General features: G+C 57.3%; 23 protein-coding genes. 10 read left to right on the top strand and 13 right to left on the bottom strand.

The annotated features are described in order from the left end of the window. The first annotated feature begins 2 nt into the window (after positions 1–2). Together AAEY27_RS05435 and AAEY27_RS05430 are read left to right on the top strand one after the other, a co-directional pair. Entirely contained in the window at positions 3–560 is a 558-nt protein-coding gene (locus AAEY27_RS05435; protein ID WP_342323890.1) for a sigma-70 family RNA polymerase sigma factor, read from the top strand. Then, complete coding sequence (locus tag AAEY27_RS05430; protein WP_342323889.1) at positions 547–1,182, top strand: NrsF family protein; 636 nt, start codon at positions 547–549, stop codon at positions 1,180–1,182. The genes AAEY27_RS05435 and AAEY27_RS05430 overlap by 14 nt, the downstream gene beginning before the upstream one ends. Positions 1,183–1,185: 3 nt before the next feature. Here the strand turns inward: AAEY27_RS05430 and AAEY27_RS05425 are convergent, their stop codons facing one another. From AAEY27_RS05425 to AAEY27_RS05415, 3 genes are all read right to left on the bottom strand, one after another. Next, positions 1,186–2,256 carry an ABC transporter ATP-binding protein gene (locus AAEY27_RS05425; RefSeq protein ID WP_342323888.1) on the bottom strand — a complete coding sequence of 357 codons (1,071 nt, stop codon included), beginning with the start codon at positions 2,254–2,256 and terminating at the stop codon, positions 1,186–1,188. Continuing rightward, positions 2,249–4,018, bottom strand: coding sequence for an ABC transporter permease (locus AAEY27_RS05420; protein ID WP_342323887.1), 1,770 nt, complete (start codon positions 4,016–4,018; stop codon positions 2,249–2,251). The genes AAEY27_RS05425 and AAEY27_RS05420 overlap by 8 nt, the downstream gene beginning before the upstream one ends. 94 nt (positions 4,019–4,112) lie before the next feature. Further along, entirely contained in the window at positions 4,113–5,201 is a 1,089-nt protein-coding gene (locus AAEY27_RS05415; RefSeq protein WP_342323886.1) for an ABC transporter substrate-binding protein, read from the bottom strand. A gap of 365 nt (positions 5,202–5,566) precedes the next feature. Between AAEY27_RS05415 and phnC the strand changes: the two genes are divergently transcribed. The 4 genes from phnC (at position 5,567) to phnE (AAEY27_RS05395) (ending at position 9,229) form a co-directional block, all read left to right on the top strand. Continuing rightward, on the top strand, positions 5,567–6,409 hold the full coding sequence (phnC, locus tag AAEY27_RS05410; protein ID WP_342323885.1) for a phosphonate ABC transporter ATP-binding protein: 843 nt from the start codon (positions 5,567–5,569) through the stop codon (positions 6,407–6,409). A 35-nt stretch (positions 6,410–6,444) separates the two neighbouring features. After that, positions 6,445–7,386, top strand: coding sequence for a phosphonate ABC transporter substrate-binding protein (phnD, locus tag AAEY27_RS05405; RefSeq protein WP_342323884.1), 942 nt, complete (start codon positions 6,445–6,447; stop codon positions 7,384–7,386). 86 nt (positions 7,387–7,472) lie between these two features. Then, positions 7,473–8,345 (top strand): phosphonate ABC transporter, permease protein PhnE, encoded by an 873-nt coding sequence (phnE, locus tag AAEY27_RS05400; protein ID WP_342323883.1) that lies wholly within the window; start codon positions 7,473–7,475, stop codon positions 8,343–8,345. Beyond that, positions 8,342–9,229, top strand: coding sequence for a phosphonate ABC transporter, permease protein PhnE (gene phnE, locus AAEY27_RS05395; protein WP_342323882.1), 888 nt, complete (start codon positions 8,342–8,344; stop codon positions 9,227–9,229). Before phnE (AAEY27_RS05400) ends, phnE (AAEY27_RS05395) begins: the two co-directional genes overlap by 4 nt. Here phnE (AAEY27_RS05395) and AAEY27_RS05390 read toward each other — a convergent pair. Genes AAEY27_RS05390 through AAEY27_RS05355 form a run of 8 tightly spaced genes read right to left on the bottom strand, consistent with a single transcriptional unit; the run spans position 9,216 to position 14,853 of the window. Beyond that, positions 9,216–10,157 carry a threonine ammonia-lyase gene (locus AAEY27_RS05390; protein ID WP_342323881.1) on the bottom strand — a complete coding sequence of 314 codons (942 nt, stop codon included), beginning with the start codon at positions 10,155–10,157 and terminating at the stop codon, positions 9,216–9,218. The two genes, phnE (AAEY27_RS05395) and AAEY27_RS05390, sit on opposite strands and share 14 nt — an antisense overlap. Beyond that, positions 10,154–11,161, bottom strand: a complete 1,008-nt coding sequence (locus tag AAEY27_RS05385; protein WP_342323880.1) for a succinylglutamate desuccinylase/aspartoacylase family protein — start codon at positions 11,159–11,161, stop codon at positions 10,154–10,156. Before AAEY27_RS05385 ends, AAEY27_RS05390 begins: the two co-directional genes overlap by 4 nt. Positions 11,162–11,163: 2 nt before the next feature. After that, entirely contained in the window at positions 11,164–11,946 is a 783-nt protein-coding gene (locus tag AAEY27_RS05380) for a transporter substrate-binding domain-containing protein (protein WP_342323879.1), read from the bottom strand. A gap of 18 nt (positions 11,947–11,964) precedes the next feature. Then, positions 11,965–12,693 (bottom strand): amino acid ABC transporter ATP-binding protein, encoded by a 729-nt coding sequence (locus tag AAEY27_RS05375; RefSeq protein WP_342323878.1) that lies wholly within the window; start codon positions 12,691–12,693, stop codon positions 11,965–11,967. Then, the gene (locus tag AAEY27_RS05370; protein WP_342323877.1) at positions 12,674–13,330 is read right to left on the bottom strand and encodes an amino acid ABC transporter permease; all 657 of its coding nucleotides are present in this window, start codon (positions 13,328–13,330) and stop codon (positions 12,674–12,676) included. The genes AAEY27_RS05375 and AAEY27_RS05370 overlap by 20 nt, the downstream gene beginning before the upstream one ends. 2 nt (positions 13,331–13,332) lie before the next feature. After that, on the bottom strand, positions 13,333–13,995 hold the full coding sequence (locus AAEY27_RS05365) for an amino acid ABC transporter permease (protein ID WP_342323876.1): 663 nt from the start codon (positions 13,993–13,995) through the stop codon (positions 13,333–13,335). Next, positions 13,979–14,503 carry a RidA family protein gene (locus AAEY27_RS05360; protein ID WP_342323875.1) on the bottom strand — a complete coding sequence of 175 codons (525 nt, stop codon included), beginning with the start codon at positions 14,501–14,503 and terminating at the stop codon, positions 13,979–13,981. Before AAEY27_RS05360 ends, AAEY27_RS05365 begins: the two co-directional genes overlap by 17 nt. Before the next feature lie 53 nt (positions 14,504–14,556). After that, positions 14,557–14,853, bottom strand: a complete 297-nt coding sequence (locus tag AAEY27_RS05355) for a hypothetical protein (RefSeq protein ID WP_342323874.1) — start codon at positions 14,851–14,853, stop codon at positions 14,557–14,559. On the opposite strand from AAEY27_RS05355, the gene AAEY27_RS05350 reads away from it, so the two are divergent. Next, positions 14,812–15,546, top strand: coding sequence for a FadR/GntR family transcriptional regulator (locus tag AAEY27_RS05350; protein WP_342323873.1), 735 nt, complete (start codon positions 14,812–14,814; stop codon positions 15,544–15,546). The genes AAEY27_RS05355 and AAEY27_RS05350 overlap by 42 nt on opposite strands. 14 nt (positions 15,547–15,560) lie before the next feature. Here AAEY27_RS05350 and AAEY27_RS05345 read toward each other — a convergent pair whose 3' ends face one another. Together AAEY27_RS05345 and AAEY27_RS05340 are read right to left on the bottom strand one after the other, a co-directional pair. Further along, positions 15,561–16,856, bottom strand: coding sequence for a lipase family protein (locus AAEY27_RS05345; protein ID WP_342323872.1), 1,296 nt, complete (start codon positions 16,854–16,856; stop codon positions 15,561–15,563). A 35-nt stretch (positions 16,857–16,891) separates the two neighbouring features. Next, on the bottom strand, positions 16,892–17,776 hold the full coding sequence (locus AAEY27_RS05340) for an AraC family transcriptional regulator (protein WP_342323871.1): 885 nt from the start codon (positions 17,774–17,776) through the stop codon (positions 16,892–16,894). A gap of 137 nt (positions 17,777–17,913) precedes the next feature. Between AAEY27_RS05340 and AAEY27_RS05335 the strand changes: the two genes are divergently transcribed. The 3 genes from AAEY27_RS05335 to tcp all read left to right on the top strand — a co-directional run bounded on the left by AAEY27_RS05335 (position 17,914) and on the right by tcp (position 21,603). Then, positions 17,914–18,309, top strand: a complete 396-nt coding sequence (locus AAEY27_RS05335; protein WP_342323870.1) for a VOC family protein — start codon at positions 17,914–17,916, stop codon at positions 18,307–18,309. 80 nt (positions 18,310–18,389) lie between these two features. Continuing rightward, positions 18,390–19,802 carry a DNA cytosine methyltransferase gene (locus tag AAEY27_RS05330; RefSeq protein WP_342323869.1) on the top strand — a complete coding sequence of 471 codons (1,413 nt, stop codon included), beginning with the start codon at positions 18,390–18,392 and terminating at the stop codon, positions 19,800–19,802. A gap of 136 nt (positions 19,803–19,938) precedes the next feature. Beyond that, a complete protein-coding gene (gene tcp, locus AAEY27_RS05325; RefSeq protein ID WP_342323868.1) occupies positions 19,939–21,603 on the top strand; it encodes a methyl-accepting chemotaxis citrate transducer in 1,665 nt (554 codons plus the stop codon). The last annotated feature ends 2 nt before the right edge of the window (positions 21,604–21,605 follow it).

Below are 21,605 nucleotides of genomic sequence, written 5' to 3'. Positions count from 1 at the left end.
ATATGGAAAAAAGTGAGGCAGCGCGTGATGAATGGCCGCACCTGATGGCGCAAGCGCAAGCGGGCGACAGCCAGGCCTACACGCGGCTGCTCAAAGCGCTGGTGCCGGTTATTCGCTCGCTTGCGCGCAAACACATCGCCGATGACGTGCTGGTGGAAGATGTGATTCAGGATGTGCTGCTGACCGTACACCGGGTACGCCACACCTACGATCCCGCCTCGCCTTTCCTGCCGTGGTTAATGGCCATCGCCCATGCCCGCGCAGTGGACGCACTGCGTAAACGCGGGCGCCACCAGCAGCGGGAAGTGCAAAACAGCGAGCACGCGGATGAACCGGTGTTTGCCGCCAACATGGAACCGCCGTCGCACGATGAGTTATCGACGCTGCTTGACCAGCTTCCGGCACGCCAGCGGCAAGTTATCGAACATGTTCATCTGCGGGAAATGAGCCTTGCGGAAACCGCGACGCACAACAATTTGACGGTCTCTGCCGTTAAGTCGCTGCTGCATCGCGCATTAACGACACTTCGTCGGTTAGGAGCACATCATGGCCGATCATGACGTATTAATTGAAAAATTGAGCCGTTCTGCGGAGCCGGTCAAACGCCCGTGGCAGCCCGGCGTACGGGTCATCAGTTGGCTGGCGCTGGCGTTACCTTGCGGTATCGTCGCCAGCTTATTGCTTAACAGAACCCTGACCGACTGGTCGCAGACCGGCGCGCTGGCGGTGGTGTTACAACTGCTGCTGACCTTTGCCGCTGGCACGCTGGCGATTCGCAATGCGTTTTTGCTGAGCATTGCCGGGCGGCAACCGCTCGGCTGGAAATGGTTTGCGCCGCTGGTCAGCGTCTGGCTTGCCAGCACCCTGGCAAACCTGCATTTACATCACAGCGTCCCCACAACCGCCAGCGTCGACGGGCCAAACTGTTACCTGTTTATGCTGGTGGTCAGCATGCCAATGGCGGCGATTGTGGTCGGTTACTTGCGCCGCACCCGCACGCTGTTTCCCGCTCGCAGCCTTGCGGCGGCGGGCGCGGGCGTTGCTTGTATGGCGTTGACGCTGTTATCGCTGTGCCACCCGACACATATCAGCGCGGCGGATCTGTTAGGGCATCTCGCCGCTATTAGCACCATTGTGCTGCTGACCATGGCGCTGGGTTACCGCTGGGTTTCCCTGCCGTAACCCTCACTTTTTCGGGAAGATCCACAGTTGCTCGGCGGGTAACACCACGCGGTAGTGTTGCTCGCTTCGCTGCTGTGTGCCGTACACGCGCACCACGAAATCATCGCCCGCCGTGCGAAACAGGTATTCCCAGCGATCGCCAAGATACATGCTGGTCAGCATGGGCAGTTCCAGCGAGTTGTCCTGCGGGGCATCCGCCAGGCGCAGGCTTTCAACGCGGATCACCGCCGTCGCGTCCTGGCCGACACTCACGCCAGGACCGGCGATTCCCCATAATGCCCACGACGCCCCTTCAATACGCGCTTTGCCGTTGACCACTTCGCTCACCTTGCCATGCAGCCGATTATTGCTACCCATAAACTCAGCGGTAAACAGCGTCGACGGCGTGCTGTACATCTCCTGCGGCGTGCCCTGCTGTTCGATAACGCCGTTATTGAGCAGCAAGATGCGATCGGAAATCGCCATCGCTTCATTCTGATCGTGGGTGACCATCAGCGCCGATAAGCCGAGTTTGACAATCAGCTCGCGCAGGAACACCCGCGCCTCTTCGCGCAGCTTCGCATCAAGGTTGGAAAGCGGTTCATCCAATAAGATCACCGGCGGGTTATAGACCAGCGCCCGCCCGATCGCCACGCGCTGCTGCTGGCCGCCGGAAAGTTGGTGCGGATGGCGTTTGCCCAGCGTGCCAAGCCCGAGCTGGTCCAGCACGGTTTGCACGCGTTGGGTGATTTCCGAGGAGGAGACTTTGCGCAGTTTCAACGGGTAAGCGACATTCTCGAACACCGTTTTGTGCGGCCACAGCGCGTAGGATTGAAACACCAGCCCGAGGTTACGCTCTTCCGCCGGGACTTCGCTACGCGGCGTGCCGTCATAAACCACATTGTTGCCGATGGTGATTCGCCCCTGGGTCGGTTTTTCCAACCCGGCAACCGCGCGCAGGAGCGTGGTTTTGCCGCTGCCGGAGGGGCCAAGCAGCGAAACCACTTCGCCGCGTTTTAGCTCCATCGACACGCCTTTTAACACCGGGTTGTCGCCGTAGGTCAGGTGCAGGTTCTCTACCGATAGCTCAATCATGTAATTTCACTCCAAAGCGCAGGGCCACACCAAGACCAATGACCACCAGCAAAATATTAATAAACGAGAGCGCCGCGACAATGTCGATCGCGCCCGCCGCCCACAGCGACACCAGCATCGAACCGATGGTTTCGGTACCGGGCGAGAGCAGATACACGCCGGTGGAATACTCGCGCTCAAAAATCAGGAACATCAGCAGCCAGGAGCCGATCAGCCCATAGCGCGACAGCGGAACCGTGACGTGGCGCGTGACCTGCCCGCTGGTGGCGCCCGTGCTGCGCGCGGCTTCTTCCAGCTCCGGCCCGACCTGCAATAAAGTCGACGAAATCAGCCGCAGGCCGTAGGCCATCCACACCACGGTGTACGCCAGCCAGACGCTGAAAATGGTATTGCGCAGCGATCGCAGCCAGACAATCAGGTGCTCGCGCAGCCACTCCGCCACCGGTAAGCCCGACAGCCAACCGTTTTTCAGCGACTGATCGAGCCACATCGGTAAAAACAGGAACACCCATAAAAATGCCAGCCCCGCCAGCAACCCCGGTACCGCGCGGGGAACCAGCACACTGTAGTCAAGGAACCGTGTGACATTATCCTGTTTGCGGTGCATGGCAATGCCGACAAACAGATAGCAAACCACCGCCAGCGCGCCGCCGAACACGCCAATCGCCATCGAGTTGACGATAGCGCGCAGCAAATTGGGTTGCTGCCAGATATTGCGGAACGTATCCAGCGAGACTTCATCCCACAGGGAAACGCCCACACCCCAGTTGGAGATAAACGCCCGCAGCACCACGCCAATCAGCGGCACACCAATGGTGACCGTCAGCCAGGCCATCACCACCGCACCGGCCACCCAGCGCCATTTGCCCAGCGGCAGCGCGCGCGCCTGCGAGGCTTTGCCTTTCATGGTGACAAAGCGGTTGGCGGTGCGCATCAACCGGCGTTGCAGCATCACCAGCGGAATAGTGATGCAAATCAGCACCACCGCCACGGCGGCCATCAGGTGATAAGACGGCGTGCCGAGTTTGTTGGTGAGCTTATAGAGGTAGGTCGCCAGCACCATATTGCCTTCGGGATCGCCGAGCACCAGCATCAGGCCGAACACTTCCAGCCCGAGGAAAAAGAGCAGCACGCAGGCGTATAAAATCGACGGACGCACCATCGGCAGGCTGACCGCTGTCATCACCTGCAACGGCGAGGCACCTACCGTGCGAGCGGCTTCTTCCACATCCGACCCAACACTGCGTAGCGCCGAGGAGATATAGAGGTAAGCATGTGGCACGTGCGTTAACCCGGCAATCACCACAATGCTGAACATTGAATAGATATTCCACGGCACAACACCGATCAACTGCTGCGCCCACTGCGAGAGAAAACCGACCGGCCCGGCGGAGACCACATAGCCAAACGCGAGCACCATCGGCGACACGAAGATTGGCACAAGGATCAGCGGCTCAATAAAGCGGCGTCCGGGTAAGTCGGTACGCACCATTAAAAAGGCGAGAATGCCGCCGAGCGGAATGGCAATAAACACCAGACCAAAGGCCAGAATAAAGCCGGATTTGAGCGCCAGATAAAAATCCGGATCGGTAAAAATAAAGGCAAAGGATTCGAGGCTGAGCTCTTTAGCGCGGGAAAAGAACGGTGCGGAGAGAAAACTCTGCACCACGATAAATAGCAGCGGAACATAAATGACCAGCGCGGTAATTAAGACAATGACGCCACGCGGTAACCCCTGCCATTTTCTGCGCACGATATTCATAAAAAATCCCTGTGGTCAGGTGCATCTTACAAACCCGTTGAAGGCTAAAAAGGTTGCGTGTTTAAAACGGCTTAACACACAACCGGTACAGAGGTTATTTGGCAGCCGCGGCGCGCCATTGTTTTATAAATTCGAGACGTTTTTTCGGCTCCAGATATTCCAGCAGCGATTCATCAACCGGGATCGGTTTTAACGCATCACCGAGCAATTTGGTCATGCCGTCGATATCGTTGTTGCCTTCAATATCATTACGCAACGACGGAATATCCGCCTGGCTTGCCAGAATGCTCTGCCCTTTTTCCGACAGCACATAGTCAAACCACAATTTCGCCGCGTTGCTGTGTTCAGCTTCGGCGCTGATAAACGAGACGCGCGAGAGTACCAACACATAATCTTTCGGGTACGCAATGCCCAGCGCCTTATCACCTTTCGCCCGCGCTTCGGCGTAAGAGCCAAGTATGTTGTAACCCACCAGGTTTTCACCGGATGACACGCGCTCCATCATGGTGCCGGTGGATGATTGCACCGTCAGTCCGCCCTTCGCGATATCCGCCAGGTTTTTGAAATACGCTTTATCGTGTTTGCTGTCTTCAACGGCCAGCATAAAACCGAGCCCGGATTTTTCGATATCGTAGGTGGTGACTTTATTTTTGAATTTGTCGGCCTGACCGGCGATTAATTTCGCCAGCGCGGTGTGGGAGTCCGGCACATCACCTCCCGTGATCAGGCGTTTGTTATAGATAAAGACCACCGGCTCATACGTGGTGCCGTAGGCTTTATTCTGCCAAACCGCCCATTTCGGTAATTTACTTTGCTCCGGCGAAGCATATTCGTCGGCATATTCCGTCGCCAGTTTCAGCGCGGTGTCCATTGAAGAACTCCACACCACATCGCCGCTGCCGCCGCCGGAAGCCTGTTCGCTGAGATAACGGTTATACAGCTCGGTGCTGTTCATATCGTTATATTCAACTTTGATGCCCGGATATTGCGCTTCAAAACCTTTAATTAACGGGCCGGCGGCTTTGGTGTCGGTGGTGGAGTAGATGACAACTTTGCCTTCTTTGGTGCCGGCGTCGACGATTTTCTGATAATCCGCCGGATAGCCCTGAGGGACGGCACCCAGCGCAGCAGCGGAAAAGAGCGTCGCCAGCGCGGCTGCCAGAACTGTTATTTTCTTGTCCATGAACAAACCCCTTGGTTTCTTTTTTTAAACACAAATTTAACATATAGCGCGTCGGCCGCCCGATGCAACGCGGCGGGTTCTTTTTTGCGGGTTTTGTGAAGTTGGCGTGCTTTAAGCAAGGGATCCGGCAATTTCTCTATGAAATTGCTGAGATATATTCAACGTAAGGAATGGCCTGGCAAAAGGGAATAAATAAAACACGGCGGCGTTTATTTCCACCGCGTGATTAACAAATGGGAAAATATCAATCGCCTAAGGTCTACCCCAACGCTTCGCGTTCATTATTTGTTCGTCTTTTCGTCATAAAACGATCATCCCCGGTCCCCTTAATGGTCGCGAGTTTACTGAAAAATACCGGATGACTTATGAACAGCGCGTTAGCAGAGCTTTCTGAAGCCCCCTATTCGTCTCTGCCCCAATTAAACACCGTTCCGGCGCAAAAAGTGCTGAGCGTGAAGCACTTGCGCAAAGCCTACAACGAACACCAAACGGTGCTGCACGACATCAGTTTTGATCTGCATCGCGGCGAAATGGTTGGCGTGATTGGCCGTTCGGGCGCGGGGAAATCCACGCTGTTGCATGTGTTGAACGGTACCCACAGCGCGACGTCTGGCGAGATCTTAAGCTTCCCCGATGTCGGTACGCCGCACGATGTCGCGCACCTGAAAGGCCGCGCGCTCAACCAGTGGCGCAGCCAGTGCGGGATGATTTTCCAGGATTTCTGCCTGGTGCCGCGCCTCGATGTGCTGACCAACGTCCTGCTCGGCAGACTCAGCCAAACCTCGACGCTCAAATCCCTGTTTAACGTGTTCACCGATGAAGACCGCGCAAAGGCTATTGCGCTGCTGGAGTGGCTGAACATGTTGCCGCATGCCTTGCAGCGCGCGGAAACCCTCTCCGGCGGTCAAATGCAGCGCGTGGCGATTTGCCGGGCGTTGATCCAGAACCCTGCCCTGTTACTGGCGGATGAACCCGTCGCCTCGCTGGACCCGAAAAACACCTCGCGCATCATGGGTGTGCTGCGCGAAGTGAGCGAACAAGGCATCAGCGTGATGGTGAATTTGCACTCCGTTGAGCTGGTGAAGGAGTACTGCACGCGGGTTATCGGCGTTTCTCAAGGAGAGATTATTTTTGACGATCATCCTTCTCGCCTGACGCAGGACGTTCTGCAAGCGCTGTATGGCGATGAGATCGGTCAACTGCATTAACAATTCCTTCAAACAAGACGACACAGGCAATGACAATGAAAAAGCAACTTTCTGGTGCATTACGTTTATCTGCATTGATGACCGGTCTTCTGCTGACCGGGCAGGCCTTCGCCGCTGAGCAGCCGAAGGAGTTGAATTTGGGGATTTTGGGTGGGCAGAACGCGACCCAGCAAATTGGCGATAACCAGTGCGTAAAAACGTTCCTCGATAAAGAACTCAACGTGGATACCAAACTGCGCAACTCGTCTGATTATTCGGGCGTTATCCAGGGTTTGCTGGGTGGCAAAGTGGACGTGGTGCTGAGCATGTCACCCTCGTCTTACGCCTCGGTGTATATCAACAACCCGAAAGCGGTGGATATCGTGGGGATCGCGGTGGATGACAAAGACAAGTCGCGCGGTTACCACTCGGTGGTGATTGTGAAAGCCGACAGCCCGTACAAAAAACTGGAAGATCTGAAAGGCAAAGCCTTTGGTTTCGCCGACCCGGATTCCACCTCCGGCTTCCTGATCCCGAACTACGCCTTTAAACAGCAGTTCGGCGGCAATGCCGATAATAAATACAACAACACCTTTTCCAGCGTCACTTTCTCTGGCGGCCATGAGCAGGACATTCTTGGCGTGCTGAACGGCCAATTCGCCGGTGCGGTCACCTGGACCTCAATGGTCGGTGATTACGATACTGGTTACAGCGTTGGCGCGTTTAACCGCCTGATTCGTATGGATCACCCTGATCTGATGAAGCAGATCCGCATTATCTGGGAATCGCCGCTTATTCCGAACGGCCCGATTCTGGTGAGTAATAGCCTGCCGGCGGATTTCAAAGCCAAAGTGATTACGGCGGTGAAAAAACTGGATACCGACAACCACGCCTGTTTCGTGAAAGCGATGGGCGGCACCCAGCATATCGGCCCCGGCAGCGTGGATGACTTCAAACAGATTATCGAGATGAAACGCGAACTGGTAACGGCACGTTAATCAACGCGTTACCTTCATCACCCGGGCCTCTGGCGTCAAAACCAGAGGCTTTTATTCGATTGTCATACAGGACGCTTTTTTAACGCATGAACACGTCGAATACGCCATTTGAACAGTATTACCAACAGATCAGGCTGCGCCAGAAACGCGATACTGTCACCTGGTCTTTGGTGTTGCTGGCGCTCTATTTCACCGCCGGAAGCGCGGCTGAGTTTAACCTGTTTACGATTTGGCACTCGCTGCCCAACTTTCTCGATTACATGCTGGAAACCGTGCCGACGCTGCACTGGGCGCAGTTGTTCGCAGACAGCCACACCAAAGGTTCGCTGGCGTACTGGGGTTACCGTTTGCCGATCCAGCTCCCGCTGATTTGGGAAACCCTGCAACTGGCGCTGGCCGCCACGCTGGTCTCTTTTGCCGCGGCCACGGTGCTGGCTTTTCTGGCGGCGGGCAACACCTGGTCGCCGCCTGCGCTGCGCATTGCCATTCGCACACTGGTGGCGTTTTTACGCACCATGCCCGAGCTTGCCTGGGCGGTGATTTTTGTGATGGCCTTTGGCATCGGCGCGATCCCCGGTTTCCTGGCGCTGGCGCTGCACACCATCGGCAGCCTGACCAAGCTGTTTTATGAAGCGGTGGAGAGCGCGCAAGACAGGCCGGTGCGCGGGCTGGCCGCCTGCGGCGCCACGCATTTGCAACGCATTCGGTTTGCACTCTGGCCGCAAGTCAAACCAATTTTCCTCTCTTACGGCTTTATGCGCCTGGAGATTAACTTCCGTTCGTCCACCATTCTCGGCCTGGTGGGCGCGGGCGGCATCGGCCAGGAGCTGATGACCAATATCAAACTCGACCGCTACGATCAGGTCAGTATCACCTTGCTGCTGATCATTATTGTGGTGTCGCTGCTGGATACGCTGTCGGGTCGTTTGCGCCAGTGGGTGGTGGAGGGGAAAAAATGACGAACTGGCAAGCCGTACCGAATGTGGCGCTAAGCCGCAAGCTGAACAAACACCTGTTTCAGGCGCAGGGGCGCTATTTGCGCCGTCTTGGCCTGGTCGCGCTCGTCGTACTGCTCTATTACGTCTGGTTTTTTATGCAGTTCGGCATTCCCCTTGATCAGGCGCTCAGCGGCATGCAGCAAATTGGTCGTTACATTCTGCGCATGTTCGTCTGGCATGATTTTCTCAACTGGCCGTTTGGCTACTACTTCACGCAGATTGGCATCACGCTGGCAATTGTCTTTGCCGGAACAATGACCGCCACCGTGTTCGCGCTGCTGCTGTCGTTCTTTGCCGCGCGCAATATTATGCGCGGCGGGGTTCTCGGCACGATTGCGTTTTTCGTGCGCCGCCTGTTCGATATTCTGCGCGGCATTGATATGGCGATTTGGGGGTTGATTTTCGTGCGTGCCGTCGGCCTCGGGCCGCTCGCCGGGGTGTTAGCGATCATCATGCAGGACACCGGCCTGCTCGGCCGCCTGTACGCCGAAAGCCATGAAGCGGTGGATCGCTCACCGGGGCGCGGGTTAACCGCCGTTGGTGCAAGCAGCCTGCAAAAACACCGCTTCAGCACCTTTACGCAATCCTTCCCGACATTCCTGGCGCTCAGCCTGTACCAGATTGAGTCCAACACCCGCTCGGCGGCGGTGCTCGGTTTTGTCGGCGCGGGCGGGATTGGTCTTATCTACGCGGAAAACATGCGCCTGTGGAACTGGGATGTGGTGATGTTTATCACCGTGATTCTGGTGATGGTGGTGATGCTGATGGATACGGCGTCGGCCTGGTTGCGCCGACGCTATATCACGGGCAAAGCGGTTCCGCTGTTTGATGTCAGAGACCGTTAGTCCCGCTGCCACAGAGCACAACGGCAATTTTCTCATCCGGCTTCAGGGTGAAAAGCTGGCGCGTAACGGCGGCAACGGCGGTCGCCGCGCCCAGCTCAATCGCCAGTCCCGTTGCCGCCCACACTTCGCGCGCCGAAGCTTCAACCTGATCTTCCGGGACCAGTACAATCTCATCAACGTATTGCTCGACTAACGCAAAGTTGATCGCCTCGGTCGAGCGCGCCGCCAAAATTGGCACGATGGTTTTCACCGATTCGAGTTTGACGATCTGCTGCTGTTGGCGACAAGTCCACATCATCGGGCAGCCAGCCGCTTCAACACCGATAATGCGAATACCCGGTTTGAGCAGTTTCGCCGCCTGCGCGACACCGGCAATCAAACCACCGCCGCCGATCGACACCACCAGCGTCTCGACTTCCGGCCACTGTTCGAGGATCTCCAGCGCCATCGTGCCCTGGCCGATGATCACATCGCGATCGGCGTAAGGATGCAGCAGTGCGCCGCCGGTTTGCGCGATGCGCGCGCCTGCCGCGTCCCAACTTTGATCCCAGAAATCCCCTTCGACCGTCAGTTGTGCGCCGTAGCTTTCAATCCGCTGACGGGTCAGTTCCGTGCTGGTGTTCATCACAAAAATATCCGCTGGCAGCGCCAGTTGTTGGCCGACATAGGCCACGGCCGCGCCGAAGTTGCCGCCTGAAGCGGTCGCCAGCCCCTGCTCCCGTACATCGGTTGGCAGGTTCAACACGCGGTTAAACGCGCCGCGCGCTTTAAACGAACCGGTTACCTGGCAAGATTCGGCTTTCAGGCGCAGTTCGATACCGGCCACCGGCTGCCAGGGCGCCGCTTCAACCAACGGGGTTTTGCGCACCCACGGGCGAACCCGGTCTAACGCAGCGAGATAGTCATTGGCGGTGATGTCAGAACTCATGCTTTTTCCTCCACGGGTAAATCTTGCACCAGTACCGCCAGGCTGTTGCCCTGCGCGGTCGCGCCAAAGGTGCGTTGTGAGTAAATGCGCCCGCCAATAGCAAAGCGCACCGCCTGCGGCGCGGCTTCCGGCTCCGACAGGCGATGCAGCCATCCCGCCAGATCGCCCGCGTTCACCACATCGCCAATGTCCACGACCGATTCGAACCAGCCGTCGCCCGGCGACAGTAAATTCCCGCCTGGCGGAATAAACACCTGTTGCGACGCTTCTGCCGCCACGGGATCAGACTGGATCAGCCCCAGGTGGTTCAGTACGCGCTCGACCGCCGCACGGGTGCGTTTCACACCGCGCGGAGAAATGCTGCCATTCCAGCCCATTTCGGCGGCAATCGCCGGAATGCCGAGATTGGCGGCAGAGCCGCAACTGGTGCGCGGGTCGCCCATATTGTTGGTGACGACCGTCAGCGTAGCGCCGAACGCGCGCGCCATCGCTTCGCTCTGCTCGCGCACTTGCGGGCTGAGTTCTTCTGTCACCACGACTTGCGCGCTCTCTTCAATAAACAGCGAACTGCCGCCGCTGTGCAGATCGAGGTAAAAATCGCACAACGGGAAAAGGGCATCGTGGATCCAGGCGGCAATCTGCTCGGTCGGTGTTCCCCACGGGTTGCCGGGGAACACGCGCGCCAGGTTTTTATTGTCCAGCGGACTGACGCGCATCGACGCACGCAGCGCGGGCGTGTTGGCGCAGGGCAGCAGAATAATGCGCCCACGCACCTGCCCGGCGGTGAGCGTGCGGATCAGCTCATTGATAATGATCGGCCCTTCATACTCATCACCGTGGATCGCGCCGGTGATGAGCAACGTTGGCCCTTCGCCATTGGCGATCACCGCAACCGGCATGGCAATGGTTCCCCAGGCATCGTTATGAGCGGAGAGCGGCAGGTGGGCGAAGCCCACCTGTTTGCCGGGCTGGTTGAAATCAATATGGGTAAACACTGTCGACATTGTTACTGCTCCGTTGCCAGGTCGTTTTGTTCGTCGTTAAACCACTTCTGGCGCAGCGCGGGCAGCTCGCCATCTTTGGTGCTCTTGTCGATAAACTGGTTGATTGCCGCCATCAGTTCCGGCTGACCAGGGCGCACGGCGATATAGGCCGGGCTTTTACGCAGCAGGTATTTCAGTTCGATATGTTTTGCCGGATTTTCTTGCGACACCTTCTGCGCAATCAGGTTGTTTTCGGCAAACATCGGCGCTTGCCCGGAGAGAAACGCGCTCACCGCTGAAGCGGTATCTTCGAGGCGCAAATAGTTACCTTGCGGGTAAAGCTCGGTCAGCGTCAGATCCGGCGTGGAGCCTTTCGGCACCGCGATGGTGGCCTTGCCCAGTTCGCTCAGCTTGCCGACTTTTTTCACGCTGTCATTGCCATAAATGCCCAGATAAACCGCGGCATACGGTTTGGAGAATGACACCAGTTTGGCGCGTTCCGGGCTGGAGCCGAGGGCGGCAATCAGCACATCCACTTTGCGCGACATTAAATAAGGAATGCGGTTCGCGCCGGTCACCTGTTGCAGTTGCAGCTTCACGCCCATCTCTTGCGCCAGCTTTTGCGCTAACTCCACATCAAGCCCGGTCGCTTTGCCGGACGCGTCGGTGTAGCCCCAGGGCGCGGCATCCACCGTGGTCGCAACGCGCAATACGCCACGCGATTTGATGTCATCCAGCGAACTCGCCTGCGCCAGTAACGGCAGTGCGCAAAAGGCGATCAGTGCAATTTTCTTCATCATTTTCATGCCAAATCTCCGGTGTTATCAGGCTGGGGTTTGAATAAATCGTTGTAATTCCGCGGTGCGCGGCGCGCCGAAAATCTCCGCAGGTGGCCCGCTTTCCCAGACTTCGCCCTGGTGCATAAAGACGACATTGCTGGAAACTTTACGGGCGAAGGCCATTTCATGGGTGACGGCAATCATCGTCATGCCCTGCTTTGCCAAATCTTCCATTACGCGCAGGACTTCGCCGACCAGTTCCGGATCGAGCGCCGAGGTCGCTTCATCAAACAGCATCACTTCCGGCGACATCGCCAGCGCGCGGGCAATCGCCACACGTTGCTGTTGCCCGCCGGACAGGGAGGAGGGAAAGGCATCGCATTTCTGCCCGAGGCCAACCTGCTCCAGCAAACGTTTTGCCAGTGCCGGGGCTTCGGATTTGCTGATGCGCCGCGTCAAAATGGGCGCCAGCGTGACGTTTTCCGCCGCCGTCAGATGGGGAAACAAGTTGAAGCTCTGGAACACCATGCCGACGTTTTGCCGCAGTTTTTGCAATTCGGCGGGCGTTCCACCGACCTGCAAACCGCCCACGTGAATCGAGCCGCTATCGGGTTTTTCCAGCCCGTTAATGCAGCGCAGCAGCGTGCTTTTGCCGGAACCGCTCTTGCCGATAATCGACACAATGTCGCCGCGTTCGATGGTGGCGTTGATACCGCGCAGCACTTCGTTTTGACCAAAACTTTTCTTGAGGGAATTAATAACGACCAGCGCCATGGAATCGGGCCTCCAGTTGTAATGAGAGTCGAGCCAGCGGGAAACAGAGCGCGAAATAACAGAGCGCCACCAGCAGGTAGATAACCAACGGCTGCAAGGTTGAGCCACTGACGATTTGCCCGGAGCGCGTCAGCTCAACAAAGCCCACCAGCGCCGCCAGCGAGGTGTTTTTGATCAGTTGCACCGAGAAGCCCACCGTCGGCGGCAATGCCAGGCGAAATGCCTGCGGCCAAATGACGTTGCGCAGCATTTGCCCACGAGAAATGCCCAGCGACAGCGACGCTTCCCACTGCCCTTTTGGCACTGCGGCAATGCTGCCACGCCAGATTTCTCCAAGGAACGCGCCCGCAGAGAGGGAAAACGCCGTTAATGCGGCAATGAATGAACTTACTTCGATGCCGCTCAGCATCGGCACGCCGAAGAACAACAAAAACAGCAGACCAAGCAGCGGAATGCCCTGGATCAATTCGACATAGCACCAGGCGACGGTGCGCAGCCAGCGCTGATGGGAGGAGCGCGCGGTGGCAATCAACAGGCCAATGATTGCACCGCAGGCAAAGGTGCTGAGAGCGAGGATCAACGTCCAGCGCAGAGCGCTGATGATCATCCACAGATCGCTAAGAGAAATACCGCGCATGCTTACCTCCGTTCCTGAAAGCGGTACCAGACTAAGCGCAGCACGATTTTCATCAGGCTGACGGCAAAGAAATAGAGGCCACAAATCAACAGGTAGATTTCAAAACTGCGAAAGGTGCGTGACTCGACAAAGCTGCCGTTATGGAAAATCTCTTCCACGCCAATCTGCGAAATCAGGCTGGTGCCAATTAATGTCAGCACCATCTGGCTTGCCAGCGCCGGGAAGACATTCTGCATGGCGGGAAGCGTCAGCACATGCGTGATGATTTGCCGACGCGACAAGCCCAGCGCTTCGCCCGCCTCGCTCAAACCGCGCGGTAACGAGATCAGCCCGGCACGCAGAATTTCGGTCATATACGCCCCGCAATAGAGCGACAGCGCAATGGTGCCCGCCACCGGCGGCGAGAGATGCACACCGAGGCTCGGTAAACCGAAATAGATTAAAAACAGTTGCACCAGCGACGGCGTGTTACGAAAAAATTCGACGTAACAGCGCACGACGCGCTGCCAGCCTTTTGCGCCATACAGCAGCGTCAGGGCGCAGACCGCCCCCAGCGTCAGGCCAAACAGGATGGAGAGCACGGCATAAATCGCCGTGCCGAGCAGCCCTTCCAACACCACATCGGTGTAGGGCAGCAACGCGGAGAAATCAAAGAGGTAATCCATCTGAGTTGGCCTCCAGTTCGAGGATCGCCTCGATCTCTACCGTCTGGTTTTGCGGTAACGATCCGGCGCCAATCGCGGAACGGGCGCCGCGCCCGATCTGTTCGCCAAACACCTGCACGAACAGATCGGAACAGCCATTGATGACCTGCGGATGGTGTTTGAAGCTCTCATCGGCATTGACCCAGCCGAGCAACTTGACCACGCTTTTCACGCGCCCCAGGTCGCCGGTGGCCTGGCGAACAACCGCCAGCAGGTTCAAGCCAGTGATGCGCGCATGGTGGTAAGCATCTTCAATGGTCACTTCGCTTCCTACTTTGCCGGTATGCAAATGGCCGCTCGCTTCCAGCGGCCCTTGCCCGGAGAGGTAAAGCACGTTGCCGAAACGTCGCCAGGTGACAAAGTTCGCCACCGGCGCAGGGACCGGCGGCAACTCAATGCCCAGATGGTGCAGGTGATCCGCCAGTCGGCAATGGGCGGTGTGAGCTGGTGTTGGCATGGGCGTGTTCATTTTTTCCCCGTCGTCTCTTTTTTCGGCATTATGAACACGCTGGTTTTTATTGGTCAACCATAATGGTCAACCAATAAGAGATCTGTATGGCAAAGTTGCAAAAAAGTTAAAATCGGCGGATAACGCAGCTTATCAGCATATTGGTAACGTGTAAGGAATAAGTAAGCGCTCTGGAAAGAGTAATTTGCGTACAGCTTGCTGTAAACGACGCTCGCCGCCGTGATTTTCTCAGGATATAATTCACCACCGCGGGCCAGATTGGTCAGCCAATAAGGGATATTTCTGCGCACGGTATCAGGAGCCGCCAGATGAACAATAGTGATGACATCACCCAGCGAATTGTCGGACACGACAAGACCGCCGCCGTTAGCGTGTATCGCGCGATTATGCGCGCCATTAACGATGGCGATTTAAAAGCAGGCGATAAGTTGCCCAACGAGCGAGAGCTGGCGCGGCGCTTCGAGACCTCCCGCAGTACGATTCGTAACGTGCTGGCGATGATGTCCACGCAGGGGCTGGTCACACGCAAAGTGGGAAGTGGTTCTTACCTTTCTGACAATTTGCGACAGCATCTTGATGATACGGATCGCCCGGTCGCGGCCTGGCACAAAGAAGTGCCGACCTACAGCGAAATCCTCGAAGGCCGCCTGCTGTTCGAGCCGATGATGATGACGCTGGTTGCCAGCCGCGCCACCAGCGAAGATTTCGCCATCATGCGCCATCACCTGCAAGGGATCCGCGAGGCGCAAGAATGGCTGCTCTACAAAGAGCATATTTACGCCGTCCACCAGGCGATGTTCGCCGCCACCCGCAACCGCTTTCTGATCCAGATTTTCGATAATGTCATCGCCGATCGCCGGGCGGTGCAGTACGACGGCCAGCATTCCCTGCACTCTGCGGTCAGTGACATTGTGCGCGAACAGACCTTGCGCGAACTCACCCCGCTGGTCGATGCGCTGGAAGCCCGCGACGGCAAGCTGGCGCAAAAACGCGCGGATGACTATTTCACCCGCATTCTGGCGTCATTGAGCGTTTACGGTTAATCCTCTCTTCTGCGTCAGCCGTTAAACGGCACGCCTTTGGCGGGCTTTTGCGGTTTGCCTGGCGCGTGTAATGAACCGCAGCTGTTCGGCTGCGGGGCATTGTCCATCACTCCACGCACAAAGTTCAGTTCATCGTTAAACGCGACATTCACAATGCCGTTGTGCGTAATGCCGGGGTAGGTTTTCCATTCCACCGCATTGCCCCCGGCGCACAGCGCAGCGACAGCGGCATATTGGTGATGCGGCGCCAAAGTGTGATCGGCAAGGCCGGTGGCGGTGAACAACGGCGCCGGGAAACGGTTGACCGGCATATCGCTCACCGGCATCAACCCGGCTTCAACCTGCGGTGAACCGCCAATAAACGCGGTGCTGCCATCCACTTTTTCACGCTTTTCATAACTGCCCAGATCTTTAATACAGGAGGTTCGGGCGAGCTTTAGCATCTCCGCGCCTTTATCGGTCAGCCACTTTTCTGGCGCTGGCGCGCCGTCCGGTAACGAACCGCCGAGCAGGCGCAGCAACGTAAACCGCGCCGGGTCGCGATGGCCAGGACGCGCATGACCGGCGTTGACCGGGCCGTCCGGGAAGGTGGCGACCACGCCGGTAGCAAGGGTGGCGCGCAGGTTTAGCTCGGGTGCGTAATCGGGGGCGATCAGGCTGGCGCCGAGCGATGCGCCGGAACCTTGCGATTGCCCGCTAATCACCAATGTGTTGGCAATCAATGTGGGATAAGCCTGTCGCGCGGCGCGCACGCTGTCGAGCACCGAACGCCCTTCCGCTTCCCAGTTCAAATACGGGTGCGGCCCCGGCCCGCCCAGCCCTTGATAATCGGTCGCGACCACCGCAAACCCCTGTTTCAGCCACTGGTTGATATAGTGCGCATCGCGCGCGGTGGGGTTTGTCCACGACGGTGCACAACGGTCGGCAACGCCAAGCGTACCGTGCGCCCAGGCGATAATCGGCCAGCCACCGGCAGGCATTTTGCCTTTCGGGAACCACAGCAGGCCGCTGACCGGCACAATCCCTGCGTTCCAGCGTTTGTCCTGTGAGGTGTAGAGAATGCGCTGCATTTTGCTGGCATCCATGATTCCCGGCTGAGCTTGCACAGGTTCTTCGCGCAGCATCACGCCGGGTTTTTCCGGCAATGCGCCGTTCCAAATGTAGAACGGCGAAAGGGATTGATCGCCAACCGCCGGCCCGATGGGCAAGGCATTTGCACCGCAGCTAAACGCTGCCAGCACGCAGAGTGTAAACAGAACAGTGCGGCAAACCATGACGTTATTCTCCAGGTTATTACGGTTGTTTGTCATCGCCGTAAACGACGAGAGATTATCAGCCTGGAACGTTAACCACCGCGCCGTTGCAGACGCAGTGCATCTTGTGAAGGCGGTACGCCAAATAGCCGCGCATATTCGCGGCTAAACTGCGTGTGGCTTTGATAACCAACCGCAAAAGCGACGGTGGTGACATTACCTTTGCCGGTCGCCAGCAGTGAACGCGCCTGCATCAGCCGGATACGCTTTTGGTACTGTAACGGGCTTAGCGCGGTGATAGCGCGAAAGTGGCGATGGAAAGCCGATACGCTCAGCGCCGCCATCTCGGCCAGTACCTCCATGCGCACCGGTTGCATGTAGTTGGCTTTTAGCCAGCCGACAACGCTATAAATGCGCGCCAGATGCGTCTCTGGCGTCGCGATATCCCTCAGCATCCAGCCCAGCGGCCCTTGCAGCACACGAAATAAAATCTCGCGTTCGTAGGCCGGCGCCAGCGCCGCAATTTCCTCGGGACGTTTCATTAAGCGCAACAAACGCAGCCAGGCATCCAGCAGTTCCGGCGTGACGGGAGCAACGGCAAAAGCCGCCTGATCGCGCTCCGTAAACGTGCGTCCAGGTAGGCTGGAAAGCAGTTCTGCAATCAATTCAGGTTGCAAGGTGAGGCTTAACGCCAGGTAAGGCGCCGCGCTTTGCGTGTCGGCGTGTACACGCCCAATCGCCGGTAAATCCACCGACATGACAAAATAGGTCGCTGGATCGTAATGGTAACTGTGCTCGCCAACGCTCATGGTTTTCGAACCGGTGAGGACCAGGTTAATCATGGGTTCGTAAACGGCGGATAACCGGTGTTCTGGGATTTCACCCTGCACCATCGCTAACCGAGGGATGCCCGTGTCTGTTCGCTGATGACCGGCGCAGCTCGCCAGTTCGCGCAGTTCTTGCAGTTGTTGTTCCATTGGCGATTAGTAGCACGCGCGTTCGTGTGCAACAAGGGAAAAGCAGGATTAGGCAACTTTGCAGGCGGATCGCATCAGCAACATCGCCCGTAAAAAATTATGCTAAGGCAATCAGTTAGCCATCAGAGAGACCACCTATGCTCGACCATATTTTTTTGACCGTCAGTGATGTTGACCGTGCCATCACGTTTTACACCCAGGTATTGAAACCGCTTGGCATCCGCAATCGACTTACCTACGAAGGACGCAATGGGCCAGCCGGACACCCCGATCTGGAAGGTTTTGGCGCAAACGGGCGCATGTTCTTCTGGTTACGCCAGGGCGATGCTCTTCCCGGCGCGGTGCATGTGGGTTTTGTGGCGAATTCCTGCGAAATGGTCGACCGCGCGTATGCTGCCGCACTCGCGGCGGGCGCGACGGACATCCACGCGCCCGGCCCGCAACTGCACTACGATCCCGACTATTACGCCGCGCAAGTTCGCGATCTTGATGGCTACAGCCTTGAGTTTGTTTTTAAATCCTGGCAGCACTAAATACCGGCTCCGCGCGTCTGGCGTTTCTCCTCTGGGTCAAATGAGTGATATATTTCAGGGCGCAAACCCAAGGAGACGCCATGGCGGAATTTGATTCACTCGCGCAGGATCTGCTGGCAGAGGCAGAGACTGACCAGCGGCAGCAGCAGGATCGGGCATTACTGGACCAGGTACTGGAAATCTACGGTCAAAAGTACGTGGCGGAGCAGTTAAAAAAAGCGGGTAAATCCGAATGGAGCCGCGAATCGCTCAACCGCTGGGTGAACGGCAAAGGCGCGGCAAGAACCTTTACCGCCGCCGAAGAAGCGCTACTGCGCGGACTTCTGCCCTCCCCGCCTGCGCACCATCCTGATTATCGCTTTCGCTTTATCGATCTCTTCGCCGGTATTGGCGGCATTCGCCGCGGGTTTGAAGCGATTGGCGGGCAGTGTGTGTTTACCAGCGAATGGAATAAAAACGCGGTGCGCACCTACAAAGCCAACTGGTACAACGATAGCGCCGCGCACACCTTTAACCAGGATATCCGCGAAGTGACACTGAGCGGTAATCCGAGCATCTCTGAAGCGCAGGCTTACGCGCATATCGCCGAACAGATCCCCGAACACGATGTGCTGCTGGCGGGTTTTCCTTGCCAGCCGTTTAGCCTCGCCGGGGTCAGTAAAAAGAATGCACTGGGTCGCGCCCACGGTTTTGAATGCGAAGCCCAGGGCACGCTGTTTTTCGATGTGGCGCGCATTATCAAAGCCCGTCGTCCGGCGATTTTCGTGCTGGAAAACGTTAAGAACCTCAAAAGCCACGACAAAGGCAAAACCTTCAGTGTGATCATGAATACGCTGGATGAACTGGGTTACGACGTGGCCGATGCCGATGCGTCCGGCAAAGACGATCCGAAAATCATCGACGGGAAACACTTTTTACCGCAGCACCGCGAACGCATTGTGCTGGTCGGTTTTCGCCGCGATCTCGATCTCGCCGACGGGTTTACCCTGCGCGATATCGACCGCCTTTACCCGACACAGCGCCCGGCGTTTGGCGAGTTGCTAGAACCCACCGTTGACAGCAAATATGTGCTGTCGCACAAGCTGTGGGACTACCTTTATCGCTACGCGAAAAAGCATGCCGCCAAAGGCAACGGTTTTGGTTTCGGGCTGGTCGATCCCACTCGCGCCGAGAGCGTTGCGCGCACCCTTTCCGCCCGTTATCACAAAGACGGTTCCGAGATCCTTATCGATCGCGGCTGGGACAAAGCCCTGGGCGAAGCAGATTTCGGCGATGCGGAAAACCAGGCGCGCCGCCCACGTCGCCTGACGCCTCGCGAATGCGCGCGTTTGATGGGGTTTGAAACAGTGGGTGAAAAACCGTTTCGCATTCCGGTGTCCGACACCCAGGCCTATCGCCAGTTCGGCAACTCGGTGGTCGTACCGGTTTTTGCCGCCGTGGCAAAACTGCTGGAACCTCGCATCGCGCTGGCGGTTGCGCGGCGCAAAAAATAATAATTCCCTCTCCCGGTGTGTGCGGCATCGGGCACTTTTCTAAACATGAATAAAGTGTTTAAAAAGTGATCATAAAGTTAATTGCGGCCAGGTCGATAGTAATTGAGCAATCCCGACTCTCTCACGGACTATGGCCATGCTCAAAAACATACGTGTTATTACCGGCATCATCATCGCGCTTTCGGTATTTTGTCTTCTTCAACTGGTCACCGGGGGACTTTTCTACTCGGCGGTCAACAACGACAGAGTGAACTTTCAGAACACCGTTGTACTGAACGCACAGCAAGAAAACCTGGGCGACAGCGTAAACACGCTGATTAAAACGCGCGTCACCGTAAACCGTGTCGCCATCCGCTTTTTGAAAAACCAGCGCGATCCAGCGTCTCTCGCCAGCATTGAAAAACTGCTTACCGTCGCGACCGACTCCCTCGGCAAGTCCGAAGGCTATTTCAACAATTACAAAAACACCCCGCACGTTACCGGGCAGGACAACGCCTTAGCCGATGAAGTGGCGCAGAACGTCACCAAAATGCATGACGTTTTGCAGCAATCGATCGCCTTCCTGCGTGCCAATAATTACGAAGCCTATGGCAACCTCGATGCGCAGCAAGCGCAGGACGATATGGATGCCAGCTACGCGAAATGGCGCGCGGAAAACAACACCTTCCTGCAAGCCGCCGCGCAACAAAACCAGAGCAGCTTTACCAGCATGCAGTGGACACTGGGGAGCATTTTGCTGGTGGTTATCGCCGTGATGGTCATCATCTGGCTGGGCCTGCAACACCTGTTGCTCAAACCGCTGCATAGCGTGATGAGCCATATTCACGCGATCGCCGGGGGCGATCTCACGCAGTCGATTTCGGCGCAAGGCCGCAACGAGATGAGCCAACTGGCGGCGGGCCTGCACGAGATGCAGTCGTCACTGGTGAAAACCGTCAGCGCCGTGCGCAATAGCTCGGACTCGATTTACACCGGCGCGAGCGAAATCTCCACCGGCAACAACGATCTCTCTTCCCGTACCGAACAGCAGGCTGCGTCTTTGGAAGAGACGGCTGCCAGCATGGAGCAATTGACCGCCACGGTGAAACAGAACACCGACAACGCGCGTCAGGCATCGCAACTGGCGAAAAACGCCTCGGACACCGCCGCGCGCGGCGGCCAGGTGGTGAGCAATGTGGTGCGCACGATGAGTGAGATTTCTGATAGTTCGCAGCAAATCGCCCACATTACGAGCGTGATTGATGGCATTGCCTTCCAGACCAATATTTTGGCGCTGAACGCCGCGGTTGAAGCCGCGCGTGCCGGTGAACAGGGCCGTGGTTTTGCGGTGGTGGCCGGTGAAGTACGCACGCTGGCAAGCCGCAGCGCCCAGGCGGCGAAAGAGATCAAAACGCTGATTGATAACTCGGTGAACCGCGTGAACTCCGGTTCGACGCTGGTGGCGGAAGCGGGCGATACCATGAAAGAGATCGTCAACGCCGTGACCCGCGTGACGGACATTATGGGGGAAATCGCGTCCGCCTCTGATGAGCAGAGCAAAGGCATTGAGCAAGTAAGCCTCGCGGTTTCGCAGATGGACAGCGTGACGCAACAGAACGCCTCGCTGGTGCAGGAATCCGCCGCCGCGTCTGCCGCGCTGGAAGAGCAAGCCGAGCAACTGCGCCAGGCCGTCGCCGTATTTCGCGTGAACGGGCACAGCGCCCCCCTGAGCGCCAAAGCGGCTAAACCGCACGCCGCACCGCTGCGCCCGGTCGCCGCAACGACATCGGGCAAGAGCGACAGCAACTGGGAAACGTTCTAACG

Origin of the sequence: Kosakonia sp. BYX6 (genome assembly GCF_038449125.1) — a bacterium.
Classification (GTDB): domain Bacteria; phylum Pseudomonadota; class Gammaproteobacteria; order Enterobacterales; family Enterobacteriaceae; genus Kosakonia; species Kosakonia calanthes.
This window is presented reverse-complemented; position numbering and strand designations above follow the sequence as displayed.